General features: G+C 38.9%; 20 protein-coding genes. 2 read left to right on the forward strand and 18 right to left on the reverse strand.

Annotated elements, in window-relative coordinates:
- Positions 1-73: 73 nt before the first annotated feature.
- Positions 74-1,231 (forward strand): IS256 family transposase, encoded by a 1,158-nt coding sequence (locus tag OCV43_RS10070; RefSeq protein WP_262624012.1) that lies wholly within the window; start codon positions 74-76, stop codon positions 1,229-1,231.
- Between the two features lie 594 nt (positions 1,232-1,825).
- On the opposite strand, the gene OCV43_RS10075 is transcribed toward OCV43_RS10070, so the two are convergent.
- The 16 genes from OCV43_RS10075 to OCV43_RS10150 form a co-directional block, all read right to left on the reverse strand.
- Entirely contained in the window at positions 1,826-1,963 is a 138-nt protein-coding gene (locus tag OCV43_RS10075) for a hypothetical protein (RefSeq protein WP_262624013.1), read from the reverse strand.
- A gap of 8 nt (positions 1,964-1,971) precedes the next feature.
- On the reverse strand, positions 1,972-2,196 hold the full coding sequence (locus OCV43_RS14040) for a tyrosine-type recombinase/integrase (RefSeq protein ID WP_317246662.1): 225 nt from the start codon (positions 2,194-2,196) through the stop codon (positions 1,972-1,974).
- A gap of 150 nt (positions 2,197-2,346) precedes the next feature.
- A complete protein-coding gene (locus tag OCV43_RS10085; RefSeq protein WP_262624014.1) occupies positions 2,347-3,495 on the reverse strand; it encodes an AlbA family DNA-binding domain-containing protein in 1,149 nt (382 codons plus the stop codon).
- Between the two features lie 298 nt (positions 3,496-3,793).
- The gene (locus OCV43_RS10090; RefSeq protein WP_262624015.1) at positions 3,794-3,958 is read right to left on the reverse strand and encodes a hypothetical protein; all 165 of its coding nucleotides are present in this window, start codon (positions 3,956-3,958) and stop codon (positions 3,794-3,796) included.
- Between the two features lie 106 nt (positions 3,959-4,064).
- Entirely contained in the window at positions 4,065-5,090 is a 1,026-nt protein-coding gene (locus OCV43_RS10095; protein ID WP_262624016.1) for a hypothetical protein, read from the reverse strand.
- 209 nt (positions 5,091-5,299) lie between these two features.
- Entirely contained in the window at positions 5,300-7,681 is a 2,382-nt protein-coding gene (locus OCV43_RS10100; RefSeq protein ID WP_262624017.1) for an SIR2 family protein, read from the reverse strand.
- Between the two features lie 463 nt (positions 7,682-8,144).
- Entirely contained in the window at positions 8,145-9,515 is a 1,371-nt protein-coding gene (locus OCV43_RS10105; RefSeq protein WP_262624018.1) for a hypothetical protein, read from the reverse strand.
- A 12-nt stretch (positions 9,516-9,527) separates the two neighbouring features.
- Entirely contained in the window at positions 9,528-10,517 is a 990-nt protein-coding gene (locus OCV43_RS10110) for a nucleotidyltransferase family protein (protein ID WP_262624019.1), read from the reverse strand.
- A 22-nt stretch (positions 10,518-10,539) separates the two neighbouring features.
- Positions 10,540-11,607 (reverse strand): lysozyme inhibitor LprI family protein, encoded by a 1,068-nt coding sequence (locus OCV43_RS10115; protein ID WP_262624020.1) that lies wholly within the window; start codon positions 11,605-11,607, stop codon positions 10,540-10,542.
- Between the two features lie 52 nt (positions 11,608-11,659).
- Positions 11,660-12,709, reverse strand: a complete 1,050-nt coding sequence (locus OCV43_RS10120) for a GGDEF domain-containing protein (protein WP_262624021.1) — start codon at positions 12,707-12,709, stop codon at positions 11,660-11,662.
- A 15-nt stretch (positions 12,710-12,724) separates the two neighbouring features.
- Entirely contained in the window at positions 12,725-13,372 is a 648-nt protein-coding gene (locus OCV43_RS10125; protein WP_227701414.1) for an HAD family hydrolase, read from the reverse strand.
- A gap of 30 nt (positions 13,373-13,402) precedes the next feature.
- On the reverse strand, positions 13,403-13,762 hold the full coding sequence (locus OCV43_RS10130; RefSeq protein WP_117698596.1) for a sensor histidine kinase: 360 nt from the start codon (positions 13,760-13,762) through the stop codon (positions 13,403-13,405).
- A gap of 8 nt (positions 13,763-13,770) precedes the next feature.
- Entirely contained in the window at positions 13,771-14,526 is a 756-nt protein-coding gene (locus OCV43_RS10135; RefSeq protein ID WP_262624022.1) for an FtsX-like permease family protein, read from the reverse strand.
- Positions 14,423-14,923 carry a hypothetical protein gene (locus OCV43_RS10140; RefSeq protein ID WP_262624023.1) on the reverse strand — a complete coding sequence of 167 codons (501 nt, stop codon included), beginning with the start codon at positions 14,921-14,923 and terminating at the stop codon, positions 14,423-14,425. The genes OCV43_RS10135 and OCV43_RS10140 overlap by 104 nt, the downstream gene beginning before the upstream one ends.
- Positions 14,924-15,134: 211 nt before the next feature.
- Positions 15,135-15,980: a DegV family protein gene (locus tag OCV43_RS10145; protein ID WP_262624024.1), complete on the reverse strand. Its 846-nt coding sequence runs from the start codon at positions 15,978-15,980 to the stop codon at positions 15,135-15,137.
- Positions 15,981-16,217: 237 nt separating this feature from the next.
- On the reverse strand, positions 16,218-16,403 hold the full coding sequence (locus OCV43_RS10150) for a hypothetical protein (protein WP_262624025.1): 186 nt from the start codon (positions 16,401-16,403) through the stop codon (positions 16,218-16,220).
- 298 nt (positions 16,404-16,701) lie between these two features.
- Here OCV43_RS10150 and OCV43_RS10155 point away from each other — a divergent pair, with 298 nt between their 5' ends.
- The gene (locus OCV43_RS10155) at positions 16,702-17,250 is read left to right on the forward strand and encodes a TetR/AcrR family transcriptional regulator (RefSeq protein WP_117840685.1); all 549 of its coding nucleotides are present in this window, start codon (positions 16,702-16,704) and stop codon (positions 17,248-17,250) included.
- Here OCV43_RS10155 and OCV43_RS10160 read toward each other — a convergent pair.
- Together OCV43_RS10160 and OCV43_RS10165 are read right to left on the reverse strand one after the other, a co-directional pair.
- Positions 17,242-20,421, reverse strand: coding sequence for an SbcC/MukB-like Walker B domain-containing protein (locus OCV43_RS10160; protein WP_262624026.1), 3,180 nt, complete (start codon positions 20,419-20,421; stop codon positions 17,242-17,244). The two genes, OCV43_RS10155 and OCV43_RS10160, sit on opposite strands and share 9 nt — an antisense overlap.
- Positions 20,418-21,575: an exonuclease SbcCD subunit D gene (locus OCV43_RS10165; protein WP_262624027.1), complete on the reverse strand. Its 1,158-nt coding sequence runs from the start codon at positions 21,573-21,575 to the stop codon at positions 20,418-20,420. Before OCV43_RS10165 ends, OCV43_RS10160 begins: the two co-directional genes overlap by 4 nt.
- Positions 21,576-21,834 lie beyond the last annotated feature (259 nt).

Here is a 21,834-nt window from a genome sequence, read left to right on the forward strand (position 1 = left end):
GGGAGCATCCCAAAGTTTGTGTAAACCTCCAAACTGATGTAAGATAAAATTACTCAGTTTGGAGGTTATTTTTATGGCAAGAAGAAAAGACAGTCCACAAAAAGCAGCAATGAGAGAAATGATGCGTGATTATTTGAAAAATAATGATATCAACATCAAAGATGGTACGGATGTGAACAGCATCATGCGTGACATGATGTCTGTTCTTTTGGAAGGTGCTTTGGATGAAGAACTGGATGAGGAATTAGGATATTCCAAGTATGACTACCGAAACAAAGAAACAGACAACAGTAGAAATGGACATTCTAACAAAACCATGCACACCAGCTATGGAGACATGGATGTAGCTATCCCAAGAGATCGCAATGGTGACTATGAGCCTCAGTTGATTAGAAAGTATCAGAATACAGTAACCCAGGACATGGAGGAAAAAATACTTTCCATGTATGCCAAAGGAATGACGACTGGAGATATCGAGTCTCATATGCGTGAACTGTATGATATTGATATTTCAGACAGCACAATCAGCAGAATCACAGACAAAATCCTGCCTATTGTAAAAGAATGGCAGGAACGCCCTCTGGAAGAAGTGTATGCTGTAGTATTTATGGATGCCATCCACTATCACGTCCGCAGTGAAGGACGTATTGTAAAACGTGCGGTTTACATTGCTCTTGGTATCGATATGAATGGAAAAAAGGACGTCCTTGGAATGTATGTTGGAGAAAACGAAAGTGCGAAGTTCTGGCTTTCTATCATGAATGGATTAAAAAACCGGGGAGTTGAGGATATCCTGATTGCATGCGTTGATGGTTTGAATGGATTTCCACAGGCAATCGAGGCTGTTTACCCAAAAACAGAAATCCAGCAGTGTATTATCCATCAAATCCGTAATTCAACAAAGTTTGTTTCATACAAAGACATCAAAAAACTGATGGCTGATCTGAAGCTTGTATATGCGGCTCCAACAGAAGAAACAGCTTTAAATGAATTAGAGTTGTTCAAAGATAAATGGGAGTCCAAGTACCCGAAAATCTATAAATCCTGGCATGATAACTGGACAACCCTGTCCACTTATTTCAAGTATCCGGAGGCAGTAAGACGCCTGATTTATACCACAAATGCCATTGAAGGATTCAACCGTCAGCTTCGGAAAGTGACCAAAAGCAAGACGGTTTTTCCGTCNCTGGAAATCTATTTTGAAGAACGTCTGACCGGACGAAACCTGTAAAAAACAGCTTGTTTTAGGCAGGTCTTATTGACATGCCTAAAAACTTCTGTATAATGCAGATATGGGCAGAACCTGAAAAAGCGGGTCTGCCCATTTGTAACTATTCACAAATCTTATATCAGTTTTTAACGTTTACACAAAACTTGAAACGGTCTCCAATCCCTGTGTTCTTGTTCCCAACGATTGTGGCTTTTTGTGTTCAAAGTTTTGTATGTGTGCCATCGCTTAGTAGTCCATTACTACTAAGGATTTCTCCCCACACCTTTGCCTTTATCCCGATTTTGCCCATGAGCCTTAGTAGTCGAAAACGTAGTATTTTCAATGCTTTCTGCCATATTCTGCCCTGTGTTGCCCCAGTCTGCAAAGATATGCATTATCATAAAACTGGAGTGCCGTGGCAGATTATGAGGACTTTAATTTTTCTTTGCATATATTAGTATAACCTCGATTTTCCTTATATTTACTAGGGTTCTAGCCATTTTCTCATAGAACCTTATCTTAGCACATTTTACTCTTTCCTGGTAGGTAAAAAGAGTAAAAACAGAAGTAAATTTACTCCTTCATACTCTTCTTTCTTTAGGCTATTCCTATATACTACTCACTCTCTTTATTTCCTTTTTGGCATACTCCATGTCCACCAAAGTCATCTCCTTTTTTTACTGCTCCCTTACTTTTCATCTGCTCCAGTTCGTCCTTCGTATCTTCCAATTTGAGATGCGTGTATACGTTCATGGTAGTCGCTATGTCTGCGTGTCTTGTAAAGTCTTTACTGATGTTCCCGATTTTGCCATGTTGGTGCAATAGGTATGTCTGCATATATGAGGTGTAATCTTTGGCAGTTCCACTTTATAGATTTTATTGTATTTCTCAACAGATCTTTGGAACTTCTTTTCCCATTGATATGCTAACATTGGTTTCCCTCTGCCATCCAAGAAAAGGAAACCACTGACCCCATCTATCATCATTTCTATTTTTGGTTTTTTCCTGCTTGAAGCAACACGCTTCCAGAACTCCACCACTCTACTATATGTTTTTCTGTTTTGATTATACTTTTAGTCTCCATAAGAGAAAAAATATTATTCATTATTAACCAAACTCCATCACCATGCTTTCTATCATTTTTTTCTTCCCACAGAATAGTTCATAATCATTGCACAAGTATTGATTGCTTGCTCTACCATATCATCATCTGTAATATCAAGGATTTCAACAGGCATACAATTAATTTCTTGCCTATCAACTTGTGCACAATAATTAATTTCAAAATCACAATCGCTCCACACTCCTTTGCAACCAGAAATTGTGACACATATATATGCTATTATATGTTTCTCTTGTAGAACAAACAATTCCTTTGTTCCTTCCACCAATATTTTCATTTGTTCTATAACGCCTGGCATCCAAAGCCATTTGTCCCCATTCCGTTCTCTAATATCCATTTTATAAAAGAGTTCTGATATTCCATTATTATAAAGTTGTAAATATACTCCATTATCATAACCATAGTTAGGAAAACAAATTCCATCTACATTAGGATATATGTGTCCATAACAGAGCCCATTAAAAATATCATGAAATTTTATATTTTTCTCCTTATACTCATTATATAAAAGGATCCTAGAATCAACATTTACAAATTCTGCGGGAATAACTTGGATAATAGCAAATGGTGTATTAGGATATTCTTCAATATAAGAGAGTAATCTATCCTTACGAAATCTTTTAACTTCCTCTGCCAAAAGATGGGAATGTAAAAAATCATCTCTAATTTCCATGTAACTCATTGCCTGCTTTCTACTTCCTCTTCTAACATAGAACCTATAATTATCTTCATTTTCTCTGTATAAATATGGCTTATAAACACCTCTGTAAATTTTTATTACTACCACATAATTTCCATTTAATAATTTTATAAAAGAAAAATCTACTTTAGGTACAACTGGAAGTATTCCTGATAACTCATTTCTTCGATCTAGCTCAAACTTATCTATGTTAGAAATGGCAATTCCATCTATTACTAATGGTATTCCTTTTTCTTCCATTACTCCTACAATAAGATACCCACCTTCAGCATTAGCAAATGAACAAATGTCATGGCGAAATTCATTCTGTTTTTTACGTTTACTTTCCTTATCCTGACATTCTAATACAGCAAAAGTTTGCTTGTAATCTAAATAATCATTCTCTCTAAATGCATCATTCTCTACAATTTCCTGCAAATCGCCTTCTGTCCAGTCTTTAAATTCTTTATTATTTATTTTCAAATCATTCTCTCCTCTATCTTACAGTCTCACTTCCTAATAGCCTCATCTTCAAGGCTGTACTTTTTCCAACAACATTCTCTTTCTTCATTTAAAAGCAATAACTCCACTTCTCCATGATAGTCTTTTAACTGCACTATAATTCGCTTGTCTAACCTCCTACTTCGATAACCTATATCCTTTTCAATTAAAGTTCATCTGCCCGCCCAAAATCCGATTTTTTCTTTCACGAATTGTCTACAATTCTTCATAAGAGCATTTTGCAAATACAAATATTTTCTCATCTATCTTTTATCAAAGTTCACTGTATTAAGCCCAAAATGCTTACAAGTTCTACATACAACTTTCCATCTCCAAATTTCACATTTTCAAATAATGTTGCTTGGCATAACACTTCCCTGACATTCTCTTTTTTCACTCTAAAAACTCCACTTCCAAGGAGTCCCTCTATCTCTATTTCTTCCAAATATAACCACTTTTACAGATAGTCAGTATGTCTATAAATCTAGGATATATCTGTAAGACATCTTAAAGGTATAAATATCCTTTCCCTTCTTTGTGGAATACGTAAATCAATATTCCTTTTCGATGCTATTTGTTCCGAAATAATACTTTGAATTATTGATTTCAAACATATTAATTATACACACATCTCTTTGTTTTTGAACAATCTCTATCCGAACACTGTATTTTCCATCTTCTAATTTGAGATTATTTATATTATATTGATACTTCCAATAAAGCATTTCCCCAGGTATTTTCTGAGTCTTTCCAATTTCGTCACCTTTATTATTTTTCAATGTTTGTCCTGTTGAAGTCTTAGCCTGTAAAATAACATCTTCCGTAATGTCTATTTCTGTTACAACACCTCCATTTTCATCATAAATACGCAAAGTTCCCTTTCCAAATTCTTCATCAATAGAATTTTGAATTACTATGTTTCCTTGCTCATCAAATATTACATCCACTTTACCACATCTGCTACAAATTAGTACAAGTTCAATATATAATGTAATAGCTAATATTACTCCTAAAATAGCTAACCTTTTCGTAATATCCCATATTTTTTTCCAACCAATTTTCCTTTTTATAAGTTTTTCTATAAATACTACAATAACAATGACAAGCAATACTAGCCCCACAATAAAACCAAATAACCCTTCTATATTTTTTTGTGAAAAACCACTTATTAAAAACAATAAATACAATTCGCTCAAAATGGTTCCAAGTACTATTTTAAAATCTTTTATCATAGTAGCGTATTTTATATCAGACTCTTTATCATAATCCTCATATTTTTCATCTAGCACATTATATCTTTTTAAATCAGCCATAACATAAAGAATAATGTCTAAAACTATAAAAATAGCACTTGATAAAGAAGTCAAGAAAACACTCCACATTATAATATAATATGCATATCCACTCTCTGGAACTGCAGACATAACTGCCTTTGTGCATCGAAATAACACCGAACATAATGTTACCATAATTGCAATTATCCCGATAATTGATCCCAATCTCGAATCACGCCTACTTGGTATATCACATATTGAAACATTACTTTCTTCTTTTCCATTTCTTCTTCGTTTACTCATATTTGTTGTCCTTACCTTTTCTCGCTAAAATATTACCTACCATATACAATTAAACATATCGGATGCTAAAAAAATACAGCCAATATACTTCTTAAACAACACCATTATTCTGAAAAAATACTTTTTATAACCGTTACAAAGCAAATCTCTATCCCCAAATTACTTCTGAACCAATTTTATTGTTAACTGCTATAAAGCCTCAACTATTTTTATAAAATTCCTTTAATTTGTTTTAATTTCATCAAAAGTTGTTTTAGTTCCATCTTAATCTTATAATACATATATTCATCTCTATGCAATATCTCTTCAAGTTGAGAAATTGAGCTATCAATATATTTTTCTGAATACTGATCATCTCCAAAACGTTCATAATATCTAATTGTATTTCTTGCATATATTAATGCATGATAATTAATTCTCACATCTTGAGTTATACAATATTCTAGAGTCGAAAAAGACTTCTGCATAGTTTCCTTAAGTAAGTATAGTTCTTTATCGCTATTTGCTTCTGCACCTATGTTCATCTCAAACATAATAACCGCATGCGTATTAGCTATCGTAAACACTTTCTTTTCACTCTCTGTATATGCTTGATCAATCTGTTTCCATGCTAAATCAAATTGTTTTTTTCTTAATAAAAAGATTGCATATTGATGCTTAACAAATGGAGATTTGTTTATCAAGAACATCTTCTCATAAAAATCTTGTCCGTCTTTAACATTATAAACATTAGTAATGATATCTGCGTCATAAGCTCTTCGTTTCATAACATCATAGCGATATATAATGTGAGGATTAATTCTATTCCAAAACTCTTTTAAAACTTTCCCCATAGTAATCTTATCAATCAGTTTTAATGAACGTTCTGCAAAAAGTTTACTTCTCATAATCAGATAATCTTGATCCTCTATTTCCTCTATGACCTCTTCATACTGTACAATAATCTTAGTCATTTTATTAAGTGCATATAGCAAATCCTTGTAATCATCAATATCCTCATGAAAGTAAAACAATAGCATATCCATTGAACATGGTACTCCACAATAACTTGTATAATTAATAAGTGCAAATAATTCCAACAAGTTGATTTTCAAATTCGGATCTTCAAATGCACGTAAATCATTAATATAACCACGAATTCGTTCACTAATCAATGTATTTGTAGATGCATAAAATACAATTTCTAATAGTGAAACATTATTATTTGATGATAAAAGACTTACTGCGTCTTCACCCGATTTATTCATCCCTTTGCATATACGTTGAACATCCTCTGAACAAAGATTACTAATATCAATAATATCCTGCGATTCAATATTAATTGACCTTTTTATGTAATCAAAATTTAAAGCACGCTCAGCCAATACCAAATTAACGTTTGTCATTTCTCTTAAAACCTTAAAAGCCTCCATGTTGTTATATAGATTATCAATAAATACCGTAACAACTTGTTGCTCATGCATAAGAAGTTTTCGCAAATTTTCAGCCTCTTGACATGTAATGCTATTAAACCAAAACTTAATCCCTGATATTTCTTCCGAAAAAGCAAGCTGAAGTAATAATGTAGATTTTCCACAGCCTGGTATTCCCGTAATCAACACTGTATTTTTTGAAAGAATCATATTTGCCACATTATTAAAATATGAAATCCTTGTCACATTATTCGACAAAACATCTGATATCTGTGGCTCCGAGCCAGCAAAAAAATCTATAACCGGTCTTCTTACACTTATCTTACGCAATTTATCTGATATGAAATTTTTAGGAAAAATGTCTGCATAATTTCTTTTAGTCTTATTTATTGCCTTTTTAGTCAAGTCCATATCATGCAAGTATTCTATTAACTCCATTGTATCAGCTTTTATTACATTAAATCCTTGTTCTTGAAAATCATCTACATACTGAAGATTTTCTTTTGTTGGATAAATCACTATCCATTTAGGATTTTTTGATTTTGAATATGCTTCACTATTGCAGATTAAATCTAATGTATTATTGTCCATTATCCCTATTCCCCAGAATATTGTTGGCGCAGTAGATAATTTAAATGATACTGTTTCAAATAGCATCTTCTCTCGCAAGAATAAATCTGTAAGTTCTTTTTCTGTAAAAGACATGTCCTCAGTCATTGGATACGTCACAGAGCCATGAATTTTATATAAATTCACAGAATTACTCTTTTCTAAAGAACCATACACTTTAGAATCAATCAAACTTATTGTATCTGTTTTTTCCTCATATATTTTTTCTATCAAGTTATCAATATTAAGCGTAATAATATTATTTATAGGCAAATCCACTAAATACGCATATCTGTCATCATATGATTTAACCATATATATTTCCTTAAGGACTCGGTTCAACGCATCCTTATTATCTTTCTTAATTTTTTGGCAAGACTTACTTAGATTAAAGTTTCTTGACTTATCTAGTGAAAACATTTCTATCAATCTTTCATTAATAATATTCCCTAATGGTAATGACTCTTTATCCGAATTATATGCATATGCAGAAAATCCTGCGCCAAGATACAAATTCATTCCACTATTTGATACCAATTGTTTAAATAATGCTTCTTTTTCAAACTCCATATTACTTCTCCTTTGTATATAATGTTATTCCAAATTACTTTTCTACTTGTGTCTCACTCTAATAAAACATTTGCTTATTTTCCAATCATGACCAACATTTTTTCATGAGCCATAATATTTTCTTTCCCAACAAAAAAATTCACAAACGACCAATGCCCTTACGCATCATATCTTTTGTGAACTTCTAATTTCTTTTTATCATATTTACTTAGCTTTTTCATAACTTTTCTCTCCCCCAAAAATTCTATATAAATATTATGCAACTCCTTTTTCCAAATTGCAACCTTTTTTAATAAAAATCGTCAAAATCTTCCCTCTTATCAATCTGCTTCACGCCCCAATTCGACAATACTTTCTATGATTTCTATTTTATACTTATATCTCTATCCTTATCTAATTATTTTCCCAGCATAAAAAGAGCACAGAATTTCTTCCATGCTCTTATCTTACAACTTTCATCTATCTAATTATCTTCCGGCTGAACTTCCTCTTTCTCAGAATCCTTATCCCCGGACTCTTCTTCCATCCTCATCACGATTTCTTCCTCTTCTGAATTCGAAACCATCTTATCTTCCCCCGAATCCGCAGTATCTTCCGATGCCACCACATTCTCCAGCACATTTTCCTCTTCTAACACTTCTTCTTTCTGCGCTGCATCCTCCGGCACAGCCTCTTCTTCTAACGCCTCTTCTTCCTGCACCGCATCTTCCACAACTACTGCCTCTCCCTGCTCTGTATTTTCTGTATCTTCCACACCTTCATCCGAAGCCAAAACGCCCTCTTCCTCTTTCTCCTTCTCCTTTTCTTCCGTTTCTTCCACTCCCCCATCCTTCCGGAACTTCTCCCGGAACTGCTCTTTCTTGGCTGCCACAGCGTCCTTAAGGGCAAGCTTCTTCTCTTCGCGGTTTTCTAAGGCTTCCTGCTTCTTTGCGTCACGGAGTTTTTGCTGTTCTTCGCGCTGCGCGACTTTCTTAAGCTCTTTTTCCTGGTGCTGCTCTTCTTTGATGCGAAGCTTCTCGGCTTTATCCTGCTCCTTCTGCAGCAGGCGGTTCTGGCGAAGCTCGTCTTTCGCCTGCTGCTTCTGGCTCTTCTTGACCTGCTTTTTGGCGGAACGCTCGATAGAACGGATCATGCTCTTGGCATCACCGACTCTGCGGCGGGCACTGCGGTATGGATCGTAGAGGAAATAGGATGCTGTGGTAAGTGCCAACAGCACCAGTCCTATGATAAGGCAGATTGGAAGCAGAAAATCATAGAAGCCGTACTTTAATTCATAACCGATAAAGAGAACCAGCATCACCGGGAAAACTACTGCTGAGAAAATGTCGCAGATGAGTCTCCAGAGAAAGAAGCACTGCTTCTGATGTACAAAAATGGCAGCCTGCACGCCGGTAAAGAACATCAGCATCAGACAGATTTGTGATGTGATTCCATGTAAAAAGCCTACAAAGACGCACAATGCCAATGAAAAGAAAAACATGGCAAGAGCGTAGCCTCTGCGGTATGCATATTTATATTCCCGCATTCCCTCTCGCTTATCTGCACTCAGGTCATGGATTTCATATACCCGGTCATTGACCCGCTCCTTCATGTCCTCCCGGTATTTGCGGCCTTCTCTGGCATGTGCCATATTTTCGTCCATGTCTTCGTCCAGTTCCTGCAACATTTTCTGTTCCATAAAAATCTGCTGCAGCAACTCATCTTCCCGCTCTCTTCGCTTTGTGATTTCATCCTGAATCCAGCTTGCCTTCTGCATCTGGAGACTCTCTTTCATCCATTGTTCCTTTTCCATATTTTCACCCATAGCTGCCTTCTCCGTTTCGTACGCTTCCATTCTGTTCTATTTCTAATCAATCAAATCATTCTGAAATCTCGACAAATGCTCATAAGGAAGAATCAGTCTTCCCCGGTATAAGCCGCAGCCGTCATTCATCAGGCTGTTGCTTACTGCTGTAAACATGTCGACATCCACACCGGAAAGCTCCAGTTCCTGCAAACGCCTGCACCGTTCATAAGCTTCATCAAAATAAATGCATTCTCCCTCCGGGATGGTATCCCGGCGTGCTCTGGATGCTTCCTGCTTTTTCTCATAATTAATATGATTGGCGGAACCGATTTCTGCAATATCGTCCATCTGCTTTGTGCGAAGCTGCATTTCCACATAACATCTCGCACTGTTATCATAAAAAGTAATATGTAAGGATTTGTAATCGTCCTCCTTTTCGCTGGTGATATAATCCCTGTAATATGGTTTTACAGCATCATCCAAAAGCGGGGAACTGCTTCTTAAGACACCGCCTGTCGACTCTGCCGTAAATCCACGCTCCTCTAAAAACTGTGGCAGCACATTTGCAATCTGATAAAGGTGCTTTAATTCCTCTTCTTCGCGGTTCTCATGATTTTTCAAATGACACCGTGGCATGGAAATCACAATCCGGTATGCAATCAGATCACGGAAGCAGTTCAGCTTTTCCTTTAATTCTGCAATGTCCGGATAGCTTTTATGCTTTTTATAATAATCATAAATGTACTCTACAATATAGCCGTTGAATTTGCCCTCCGCACGAATCAGTGACTTGATTCTTCCTTTAAAAGTAAAGGAAAGATAAGGATATTCCATTGCCATATATTTGTAGAACTCACGTATTTTCTGGGACTGCGCTGTCAGGAAATCATTGTGCTCTAACAGTTCCATAATCTGAATCAGGAAATTGCAGTGCACCAGATCCACTTCATTTTTTGATACTTTTGCGGATGCCCGGAGGTCCTGCGTATACTTTTTCAATATCCGGAACACCGTTGCTCCGGAGTATAAGTAATCATTTAATGTAACCATTTTTCCTCGCTAAAATATCTTTTTATTTCAAATACTCTGCCAGTTCATATACCCTGTTTCTTGTTAATTCTGCCGCCTTATCATTTTCCAATAATGGCTGCAGGCTTCCACCCTCAGTATCTTTGCCGGCTTCCTCTACTGCACTGTCTTTTGTCTTAATCCAGTCACGCTCTTCCTGGGTAAGAGTCGTCATAGTGTCCTCATCCAAAGTCTCTTTTAAACGGCTCCAGATAGAATTCAGCTCATTATCCCACAACTGATACAACTGCAGAGACAGGGTATTCATTTCCTGCTGTGTCAGTTCTCCACTGGAAAGGTCTTCCTGCATGGCTGCTGCTTTCTCCTCGATTTTCTGCAATTCACTCTCTATGGATACATCGGAAGTTGTGGTTTTATCATTTACCGTAACCTTATCTCCACTCGGTCCTAAAAAGGTATCAAAGGTCAGCGTATTAAAAATTACATAGAATGGAAGCGTCGTATCCTCATCGGTAAGACCAATGGATGCCCAGTCCAGGAATCTTTCCGGCAATTCATCTAACGGTGCACCCGGCAGATAAATATATAAATCATAAACCTCTTCCAAACCAGCCGGTCCCGTGTAAATATATTTCACGCCGCCTTTAATTTCCGTGTCGCCTTCTGTTTCCTTCGTTGCAATATTCTCCAACTGCATCTCATAGGTATAATCATTTATCTTTTCCGGCTGGGTGAATTTTCCATAGAAATCACAATAGTAAAGGGTTCCATTTGGATATCCATCCCCGCTATCTCCTGCATCTGCATCATGATAATTTCCCACAAAAGAGCCATCCTCAGATAAAATCAATGTAGAATCCCATGCACCGGCTCCGCTGGTAAACATAAAGCTTTCTTCTGCAAGCTGTGCAAAAATGTCATCTTCATCCACATTTTCCGTTTCTGTCTCCTCTGTCACCTCTTCTGAGTTTTCCGTTTCTTCCGTCTCAGTCTCAGCCTCTGTTTCTGTGGTCTTTTTCTCCGGCTCCACGACTCTTCTTCCGCAAGCCGCAAACGTTGACATTCCCAACGCTGCACTTAATATCATTGCTAAAAACTTTTTCCCTTTCATAAACGAATCCTCCTGATGTTCCTTTTCATTTCTCTCCCCCTTTTTTATCTTTCTATGATTCTAAATCAAAGACATCCTGGTTTCTTCCCCGCTCCTTTGCCGTATAGAGTTTCTCATCCGCTAAGCGATATAATACCGTAACAGCAATTCCTTCTGTATAATGCTGTACTCCGCTGCTGAAAGAGCATTCGATATTCTTTTCATGCTTTGTATATTCTTTATATTCCCGTCTTATATGCTCTAGCATTTTACCGATTTCATCCGTGTTCATCCCCTTTAAAACCAGCATAAATTCTTCTCCGCCAAAGCGTACTGCAATCCCTTTATTCTTTACATGCTTCGTTAAAAGTCTTGCAAATTCCACCAGAATAATGTCTCCAAACCCATGTCCGTAATTGTCATTCACATGTTTAAAGAAGTCAAGATCAATCAGTACCGCATCAAATTCTTCCTTCTCATCCAGAATAAGTTCTCCCAGATACTGATTTAAATAACGACGATTATAGAGTCCGGTCAGTGCATCTTTATCTGCGGCATCTTTCAACTGTTCATTCAACTTCTTTACTTCTTCTTCCTGCCTCTGTCTCTGCATCTGAAGCAGGATAGAAATCAAAAAGACACAAAGTAAAACGATCAGCAGGGAACAAAGTGTGCTCTGCAGCACGACTTCTTTTGACAATTTTTCACTTTCCAGCGGTCTCATATAGGCTAAAATAACTGCTGCCACATCGGCTACAATTACTATGCCGGCAAACCGGATTGCATTTCCGGTTGGAATAAAAATCGCAATTGCTACCATCGCAAGTACCATGTATACAATCGTTCCCGTCTGATATATATAATATAGTATTGGAAATTCCACAAGGCTTAATACTGCTATCATCAAATAAGACGCATAACGTATCTGACCTTTTTTAATTCCAATGAAACTTCCTGCGGCCATAAGTAACATACAGATTCCACAGAAAATCGTTGTTCCGTTCCATCCGAAAATCAATGCATTTCCAATAAATCCTGCCAGATTTCCGATACAGCTTCCCATTGCCAGCACATAAAACTGTCTGCGGTTCACATCAATTGAAGTATCAAATAAAAAATTCATCTTACCTCTCCCATTTTATGAAAATAAAATTTTCAATTCATCCAGTGTATTTGCACATATCGTAAGTTTCTTTTTTAATTCATCATCCGGCTGTGTCTGATCCGGAACCATTGCCACCTGACAGCCTGCCTGACAAGCACTCATAACCCCATTGGGCGAATCCTCCACCGCAAGGCATTCTTCCGGAGCAAGTCCAAGTTGTGCACATGCAAAAGTATAGATATCCGGTGCCGGCTTTCCGTGTTCTACCATGGTTGCACTGATGATTTCATCAAAGTACGGATATAGTCCTATCTGCTTTAAATATCTTTCTGTCCGTTCCATGTCGGTTGCCGTTGCAACTGCCCGCCGGATTTTCTTTTCTTTTAAGAAATTCAATAACTCAACAGCTCCTCTTTTTATCTCAATACCGTTCTTTGCAAGATATTCCTCCATCAATTCCTTCCGGTAAGCCCGGATAGCCGGATAGTCAAGATTCTCATCTGCAAACATTTCCTTTAAATGCGCCGGTGCAAAGGGTTGTCCTAAGGAACGCATGGACAATGCCTGCTCATCACTCATTTCATAGCCAAAATGCGCCATTGCCTTAGGCCAGCAGATTCTATAGTATTTCTCTGTATCAATGAGTGTTCCGTCCATATCAAATAAAACTGCTTTTATCATATTACATTTTCTTCCTGCCTTTTTCATTGACTAATTTGCCATACCCACTACCACAGTTACCGAAAAAAGATTTTCCTCCTGTTTCAGGAAAACATCCCCGTTCATTTTATGCATCAGCTTTCTGCATATATAAAGCCCCAGTCCGCTTCCTTCCTGGCTTCCTGCATTGGAGCCACGATAGAAGCTGTCAAAAAGATGCGGAAGTTCTTCTGCCGGAAGAACTTCTCCTGTATTTTCCACGGTAATCAGCACACAGTCTTCTTCTTTTGAAATTGATATACCAATTTTTTTGCCACTACCATATTTTATAGCATTTTCTATGATATTCTGCAATACTTCCAGCAAACGTTCTGTATCTGCTTTCACCAGAAAATTCTGATACTCCCCCATGTTAAACCCTATATGAAGCTGTGAAAGTTTATCTTTATAGTATACTGTATCTCAACAGACATTTCCGATGGCATGCCTTCTTCCGTAAGTTCTTCTGCCAGGTCATCTAATTCTTTTGCCAAATCAGCCCGGGTCTTTCCTGCCATATTCCCCATTGCCTGTGATACATCTGATATGTAGACATCACTTTCTTTTCCAAATGTCGTAATCAGATTCTTACTTTTCATGGTATCTGTTGTAATAACCACTCCCAGCATAAAAACGGAACAGAGGAAAAAGGACAATATAATCGTAAGGAACCGTCTTGGACTGCTTAAAATATCATTGACTGCCAGATACCAGGTACTGTTAAAACGGCTTTTTCCCAGCCGGTAAATGGATTTCTTTTTAAAGCGTTCTCCGGACTGACCGTTTCGAATAGCATCCACCGGTGTCAGCTTCTTTACTTTTCCGGTACACCGGTATGCAAACCAGATAGTAACTGCAATAACAATGACTGCGCCCATGAAATTTACCGTAATGGCATGACTGTTTCCCAACATCATATTTTCTGTCACAGACTGCAGCAGCATATTGCCAAATGGGATGCTTGCCAGGAATCCAATTGCTGCTCCCACAACAGCCAGCATCAGATATTTTACAAGATAAAGGCTTCGTATCTTAAAGTCCGTAATTCCGATGGCTTTCATGACACCGATTTCCCGGTATTCTTCTGTCACCGTAAAAGTAATCGTAAATTTTAACACTGCAAAGGATACAATCATCAGGCACTTTTGTAAGCTCCTTATTATCCTTTGTGAAAAAATGTATCTCACTTTCGGAAATGGATTCTATGATCATTGCCTTGTTTGCCATATCAAGTTCTTTTCCCTCTGCCTTGATATTCCCCTTGGTTGCATACATAATATGATCCATGCGGTAGTCTTTTACATACTGACAGGTATCCAAAAGCTCCGGCACACCCCCATCCCCCTGCTGGGTCAGTACTACATAATCTCCAATGTCTGCCTGATTAAGATAATAATCGGTTCCATTTACTACCGTCAGTACATTGTTCAGCCCGCTTGCCACAAACATGGCAGCTAAAATAATAAACAGCAAAATTACAATATTAATTGTTTTCTTTCGCTTTAAGTCTTTGCGTAAGATATCCCAAAACATCTTCTGCTCCTTTCTATCCTCTTAGTATACCTCAACTACGCGAAACACGCTTTGCAAGTTTCGTGCCGCAGTGTGCATCCTCGCGGAGCGTTTTTTACTTTACAGGAAAACAATTTCCTGTAAAGAAAAAAAGAACCGGCAAAGTTTTATTTCCTTTGCTGGTTCTACTATAACGAATCAATTATTAAAGAATCCTTAAATCTGAAAATTCTTATTTCATGCTTTCTTTTAAAATAAATGCCATCAGAAGTGCATCCGGTCCGATATGGGTTCCGATTGCCATTCCAACTTCATATAAGCTGCTTTCTGTCAGGGAAAATGCTTCCATGGTTTCTTTCCGGAATTCCTCTCCCATTTCCGGGTTATTGCTGTGAGCAAATTCTACCGGCATGCAGCTATCCACTTCTCCTTTTTTCAAAAATGCCTGCATTCCGCTTTTGGCTGCTTTCATACCGCGGGCTTTGGAATATCCTTCAATCTCTCCATTCCGGAGCAGCAGCACCGGCTTGATTCCCATTACATTTCCCACTGCTGCAACTACCGGAGAAATACGTCCGCCCTTTTTCAAATATAATAATGTGGACGGAACACCGGTAAGATAGGTACGGTTCTTTACTTCTTCCAGGATTCCTGCAATCTCTTCTGCACTTTTGCCTTCTTCTTTTAACTTCACGGCATACTCTACCAGAAGCCGCAAGGATAAGGATGCCTGCAGAGAATCCACGATATATATCTTTTCATATCCGCACATTTCCTTCGCCAGCACTGCCCCATTATAAGTTCCCGAAAGCTTCGAGGAAATAAGAATCACCAACACTTCTTCCCCCGTTTCTTCTGCCGCTTCATACTTTTCTAAAAATGCTGCCGGTGATGGCTGGCTGGATACCGGAAGTTGTTCCTCGCTGCGCAGTTTCTCATAAAATGCTTTGAAATTCTCTTCTGTATTCCGGTCAAATATAACATCTTCAAAGTTTGCCGAAATCGGCACCAGATCCACGCCCATTGCCTTTGCTTCGGTTTCTAATATATCAGATCCTGTATCTGTAATTATCTTCATTTTCGTCTCCATCTCTTGACTGTTGTCTACATCTATGCCACACTATATGTGAGATAATTTATATCACATTGTTGTGGCTGCATAAGTAGCATTGTAGCATAGTTTTCCCTTTTTTCAACGGTTTGATGTGAGACATTTTATATCATTTTGTATCATGATACGGATGTGGTGCCGGTGGGTGGGACAGAATATGATATTCGTTTCTTACGATTTGCATTTGATATGTGCATTGGTTCATTACGCAAAGAGCGTTATTTTTCTTAGCACTGTATTTTTCTTGCTGTCAGGCTGTCCTTTCCGTTGCTTTGACCGGATGCCGGCTCTGTCCGTCTGATGCGGATACCACATTCCGTCTGAAAGAGACGCTAAGAATTCCGTTAAAGTTTCCGTATCTTCCAGCACCCGGCACATATTCGCATCCATGCTTAAGATGTGCCTCGCTGGCACGTCCCTGTGCCAGCGTTGCCGGTTGCTGCCGGAATTCTAAGCGTCTCTAACAGACTGCATATATCGTATCCGCATTCAGGCGAACAGAGTCCGGCATACTGTCAAACATTGGAAAGACAGGCTTTATCGGCAAAAGAAAAATGCAGTGCAAGAAAAACCGCTCTTTGACGTTAGAAGCAATGTATGTATCAAATACAAATCGTAATAACAAATATAAAGCGACTGTCCCACCCACCGGCACACATCCATAGCACATACGAACAGGAGCATTTAAATGAAAGAAACAGACAAACGATACGAAGCGAACCGCCAGGTAAAATTAAAGATTGCCCGTGCCCTGACCAAACTCATGGACACCAAAGCATTTTCCGATATATCCGTAACCGATATTATTACCACTGCCGGAGTAGCAAGAGCTTCCTATTACCGGAATTTTCATTCCAAGGAAGAAGTGTTGATTAAAATTACGGACGATATTATGGAAGAATACCGGAAGAGGGCAGAAAAGCTTGAAAATGACTTTTTCAGCTATGAGGCAATTTTACTGATTTTCCGGTATTTTAAGACTTACAAGAAATTTATTTTAAGTGTATATAAGGCAGGTCTTGCATACATTTACTTAGACCTTTTTGATCAGGAATTAGAAAATCATATGGGTGACATGCCTTATAATGATATTCACCGGTATAAAGTCTACTTCTATTCCGGTGCGCTCTATAATGTTTTCTTAAAATGGCTGCAAAACGGAATGAAGGAACATCCTTCCGCTATGGCTTCCATGGTGACGGAAATGTTAGAACAGGGAGCCTATCCGCTAGCTTAACTGCCAGCGGACATGGCTTCCTTCTTCATCTTTTGTAATAAGAAGCTGGTCTTCCATTTCCTGCTTTAATTCTGTTACATGGGAAATGATTCCAATAAGCTTTGAGCCGCCTGCCATCTCTTTTAATACCCGGACTGCCTGCTCTCTTGCATGCTCATCCAGGGAACCAAAGCCTTCATCAATAAACATCATATCAAGATGTATGGCAGCAGAATTTTCCTGAATCTCATCTGCCATGCCCAATGCCATGGATAACGCCGCCATAAAAGATTCTCCTCCGGAAAGCGTACGGACTTCCCGCTCTTTTCCGGTTACATTGGAATATACCATAAGGTCAAGTCCCTTGTTCTTTCCGATTGCAGCCTTCTTCTCATCAAACATTCTAAGTTCAAACTGTCCTGCTGACATTTCTTCAAAACGGCGGTTTGCTGCATAAAGAATCCGCTCCAGATAATAGCGTTGCACAAAGGTCTCCAAATCCATACGGCTGCCGGACACATTTCCGGAAATGACAGTATAAAGCCGTGTTATACGGTTGTGCTGCTCTAATACCTGCTGCCGCCCGCTCCATATTTCCTCTACCGCTTCTAAGATTTCCGTATCCTTCTGATTAGAAATCTCCCACTCATTGGCCGCCCTGCCTGCAAGCTTACTCTGCTCCTCTGCTGCCTTAAGTTCCTCTGTAAGCTTCTCTACGTCCGGTTTCTCTTTCTCTCCTACAGTTTCTTTCGCTGTCTCATAGCGGCTCTGATACATCGTCTTCTGATTCTGATAATCTTCCCTTTTCTGCCGCATCTCTTCCATGGCATCTATCGAATACTGCTCCACCAGAGTCTGCCATTCCAGTTTGGAAATATCTTTTTCTTCTATATATAAATCATATTTTTGCTGCTTGGCTTCTGCTTCCTTTTTCCATTCCGGAAGTTCTCTTTCACAACGGACAATGCCTGTCTGTGTACCGGTTTTCTCTTCCTCTAAACGGCTCTTTTCTTTATCAGCCTTTGCATATGCACTTTCTGCAGAAGCCTTCTTCTGCTGTGCTTCTGCCAAGACTTCATCCGCTTCTTTTTCAGATGTATAGTCAAGGGTGCGGTTCCGCTCTGTGTAAGCTGCCTGACAACGGTCAAACTGCTCTTTTGCCAATAGCTTCTTTTCTGTTGCTTCTGTCTCTTCTTTTTGAAGTGCAATCTTTTTTGCTTCTGCCTCTTCTAATTTATGAGACAATTCCTTCTTCTTTTTTATCTCCTGAGAAAGTGTTTCTTCTTCTTTTGCAAGCTTTTTCTTTTGTGCGACAAGCCACGGTTCTATTTCATTATCGGCTGCCGGGTTTGCTTCCTTTCCAAAGTCTTCTATTTTATTCCGGCACTTTTCCTTTCTTTCTGCCAACTCTTTCTCCCGGTTCTCTCTTCTTACGTGGCATGCACCGGCTTCTGTAGATGCCGCTTCCTGCTTCTGTTGTAACTTTGCAATCGTTTTTTCTAAAGCTTCTAACATTTCCCGGCTTAATTCTTCCTGCATTTCTACCGCAATGCATGGCTTTGGATGTTCCATGGAACCGCAGACCGGGCATGGCTCTCCCTCTTTTAATTCCTTTGCTAAAATGCCTGCCTGCGCATCGAAAAACCGCTTACGATATGCTTCGTATTCCTGCTGCTTTGCCTGATACTGTCCGGATGCTTCCCGATAAATCTCTTTTGCATGTTCCTCCTGTTTCTTTTCTTTACCAAGAAGCTGCTTTGATTCTGTAATCTCTGCTACGGCATCTTCGATTTCTGCAAGAGCATTTTTCTTTCCGGTAATCTGTAACTGCCTTACTTCAATTTCTTCGAAGGCTTCCGCTTCTTTCTTCCACTGCACGATATTCTGCTCTAAGACAGTGCTTTTTTCTTTTGTCTCTTTTTCCGTCTCTTCCGCCTGCTGCAAAGCATCTTTACTCTGCTCTACTTCCTGTGCGGCTTTTCTTATTTCTCTCAATGCCGCTTTCGTGCGATTTACTTTTTCTTCTATAATACTGTAATTCTTCTGCTGTGTTTCCTTTTCCGCCTCTGCTAAGTTTCTTTCCTTTTCTGCCTCTTTTAAAGCTTTCTTTATCTCCGGCAGCTTTTCTTCTAATTTCTGCTGTTCTGCCTTTAAATTCTCCAGCCTCTTTACCGCTTCTTCATACTGCTGATAGAGCTGCTTTGCATCATAGGCAAGCTTTATCATCTGCTCTAACCGGGCAGTCTCTTTTATCTCCTCTTCCGCTTCAAAAAGGCGTGCTAACTCCCGCTGTGCTTCTTCCATCTGGGTAAAGGATTTTTGCAGGTTTTCCGCTTCCTGCAACGCACTCCGGCAATGCTCCCGCAGTTTTTCCGCTTCTTTTGCTTCCTTCTTTTTCTTCTTTCCCTCTTCCTTAAGATACTGGCACAATTGCTGCATCAATTCTAAAAAGCGTTCCATCTCCGGTGCTTTTGCATCCGCCTGCTGCATCTTCTTTTTCAATGCCAACAGGGCTTCGGCTTCTTCAAAGGCTTCCGGTATGTCCGCATTCTCAGCTTTGGCATGAAACTTCGTACGGATTGTGGCAATCTCTGCATCTAATTTTCTTTTCCGGTCTCCTAATTCATTGGCAATCTTTTCATATTTTTCTGTGTGGAATAATTTTCGGAAAATCACTTTTTTCTCATCGGATTTTGCCCGGAGCAGTTCCATAAATTCTCCCTGGGCAATCATTGCCACCTGCATAAACTGCCCCTTGTTCAGCCCGACAATATCAATGATTTTCTGATTCGTTTCCTTTTGCGAATAAACGATTTCATCCGGCATGATTAAGGTAACGGATTCGCTTTCTTCTTTTTCACCGCTTCCCCGCTTCAATGGGCGGACATGTCTTGGCACACGGCGCACTGTATAGACGCCGCTTTCTTCTGTTCCTTCACAGAATTTCAATTCCACATAAGGCTCTGCGCCTGCTGTGGCAAACTGACTCTGCAGCTCTGTTCCACTTTTTTTATTAGCTGTAGAACTGGCTTCTCCATATAACGCAAAGGCTATGGCATCAAAAATAGTGGACTTGCCGGAACCGGTATCTCCGGTAATCAGAAATAAATTCTGGGATGGTTTTCGAAAATCAATTTTCGTCCGGTCTCCATAGGACCCAAATGCCTGCATTTCCAAGGTTAATGGTCTCATAACTCACTCTCCTCCTCTACTTTATTGATGACTTCCTTAAGAATTTCTCTTTCTTCCTCGTTCATCTCTCCAATAAACTCACAGCATAGCGAAAAGGCATCAAGCTCTGCCTCATGCCGGAATTTTTCCATTTCATAATTGGCTTTGTACAGCGTTTCTCTTCGGATTTCCAGCAAATTGGGAAATGCATGACGCAGCCGGTCCTGCATGTCAAAGACATTGACATCCACCTTATCGGTAAGAATCACAGTTACAAAATTATCGGATGGCTGCTTTAATACTTCTTCTAATTCCCCTTCCACAATACGCACCTGACGCAGTGGTTTTAACGGAATTACTCTGGTGGAAAGCCTGCCCTTTTCTTCCAGTTCCACCATAACAATGCCCTTTTTCTGTCCCGCTTCACTGACGGAGCAGGCAAGAGGTGTTCCACAGTAACGATAACACTCTTTTCCCACGGTCATAGGCTTATGAATATGTCCCAATGCCGCATAGTCAAACCGCTCCAACACATCCGCAGACACTTCATCAATATTTCCCACGGTGCGGATTTCGGAATCCATCCGCTCAACATCCTCCGCCGCTTTTCCTGCCGGCAGATAGAACTGGTGGCTCACCAGCACATTCCGCTCTGCTTCATTTACATTTTCTCTTTCCAGAAGCTTATGCAAAGTTGCATCATAAGAAAGATTGTTATCATTTTCATCCGTTCCCACAATCTGCTTTACCATAGACGGCTTCACAAATGGCAGAAGATAAAAATTCACTTTTCCATACTTATCCGTCAATGTCACTTTCTCAATGTATTCCTCTTTCGTCTCAGGCGGCTTTCCTATCATATATAAATGCTGTCTTGATAAAATGCTTCGAAAACAGTTCACTCTTGGTGCGCTGTCATGGTTTCCGCTAATCATCATAAGGACAGCCTCCGGCACCATCTCCGTCAGTTCATTGATAAAATGATCGAATACCTCTACTGCCTCTGCCGCCGGCACTGCTTTATCATAAATATCTCCTGCAATCAAAATGGCATCCGGTTTTTCTTCTCCGGCCCGCTCTACAATCTGATGCAGGATATATTCCTGGTCTTCCCTTAAATCATGATTCATTAATTTCAATCCGATGTGAAGGTCGGATAAGTGAAATATCTTCATAGCCCATGTGCTCCTTTTCTATACAAGATTATCCTACAAAGTAAGATTATATTTTTCTCTTACTTTGTATTATAGCTTGTCTGGGGTTCTGCCGCAACGGACTTCTGCCGAATTATATGGCAGCATTTTTAAGCAGGAGGCTAATTCTTTAGGGGGAAAATCTTTCAACTTTCTTCACTTTATAAAAATTTCGCAGTTTTTTTATTGATTTTATGACTTATTTATGTATAATAATTATGATGACGTAACTAGGATTTAT

The sequence above is a fragment of the Roseburia amylophila genome, from assembly GCF_025567465.1.
GTDB lineage: Bacteria > Bacillota > Clostridia > Lachnospirales > Lachnospiraceae > Roseburia_C > Roseburia_C amylophila.

Bases quoted from the DNA above. Each gene is read 5' to 3' on its own strand.
- OCV43_RS10110 (WP_262624019.1), bottom strand. From the start codon at position 10,517: ATGGTTACATTAAATGATTACTTATACTCCGGAGCAACGGTGTTCCGG.
- OCV43_RS10160 (WP_262624026.1), bottom strand. From the start codon at position 20,421: ATGAGACCATTAACCTTGGAAATGCAGGCATTTGGGTCCTATGGAGAC.
- OCV43_RS10150 (WP_262624025.1), bottom strand. From the start codon at position 16,403: ATGGATGCGAATATGTGCCGGGTGCTGGAAGATACGGAAACTTTAACG.
- OCV43_RS10075 (WP_262624013.1), bottom strand. From the start codon at position 1,963: ATGAACGTATACACGCATCTCAAATTGGAAGATACGAAGGACGAACTG.
- OCV43_RS10095 (WP_262624016.1), bottom strand. From the start codon at position 5,090: ATGAGTAAACGAAGAAGAAATGGAAAAGAAGAAAGTAATGTTTCAATA.
- OCV43_RS10130 (WP_117698596.1), bottom strand. From the start codon at position 13,762: ATGGGGGAGTATCAGAATTTTCTGGTGAAAGCAGATACAGAACGTTTG.
- OCV43_RS10125 (WP_227701414.1), bottom strand. From the start codon at position 13,372: ATGATAAAAGCAGTTTTATTTGATATGGACGGAACACTCATTGATACA.
- OCV43_RS10155 (WP_117840685.1), top strand. From the start codon at position 16,702: ATGAAAGAAACAGACAAACGATACGAAGCGAACCGCCAGGTAAAATTA.
- OCV43_RS14040 (WP_317246662.1), bottom strand. From the start codon at position 2,196: ATGATGATAGATGGGGTCAGTGGTTTCCTTTTCTTGGATGGCAGAGGG.
- OCV43_RS10100 (WP_262624017.1), bottom strand. From the start codon at position 7,681: ATGGAGTTTGAAAAAGAAGCATTATTTAAACAATTGGTATCAAATAGT.
- OCV43_RS10140 (WP_262624023.1), bottom strand. From the start codon at position 14,923: ATGTTTTGGGATATCTTACGCAAAGACTTAAAGCGAAAGAAAACAATT.
- OCV43_RS10115 (WP_262624020.1), bottom strand. From the start codon at position 11,607: ATGAAAGGGAAAAAGTTTTTAGCAATGATATTAAGTGCAGCGTTGGGA.
- OCV43_RS10165 (WP_262624027.1), bottom strand. From the start codon at position 21,575: ATGAAGATATTTCACTTATCCGACCTTCACATCGGATTGAAATTAATG.
- OCV43_RS10145 (WP_262624024.1), bottom strand. From the start codon at position 15,980: ATGAAGATAATTACAGATACAGGATCTGATATATTAGAAACCGAAGCA.
- OCV43_RS10105 (WP_262624018.1), bottom strand. From the start codon at position 9,515: ATGGAAGCGTACGAAACGGAGAAGGCAGCTATGGGTGAAAATATGGAA.
- OCV43_RS10135 (WP_262624022.1), bottom strand. From the start codon at position 14,526: ATGATTGTATCCTTTGCAGTGTTAAAATTTACGATTACTTTTACGGTG.
- OCV43_RS10120 (WP_262624021.1), bottom strand. From the start codon at position 12,709: ATGAATTTTTTATTTGATACTTCAATTGATGTGAACCGCAGACAGTTT.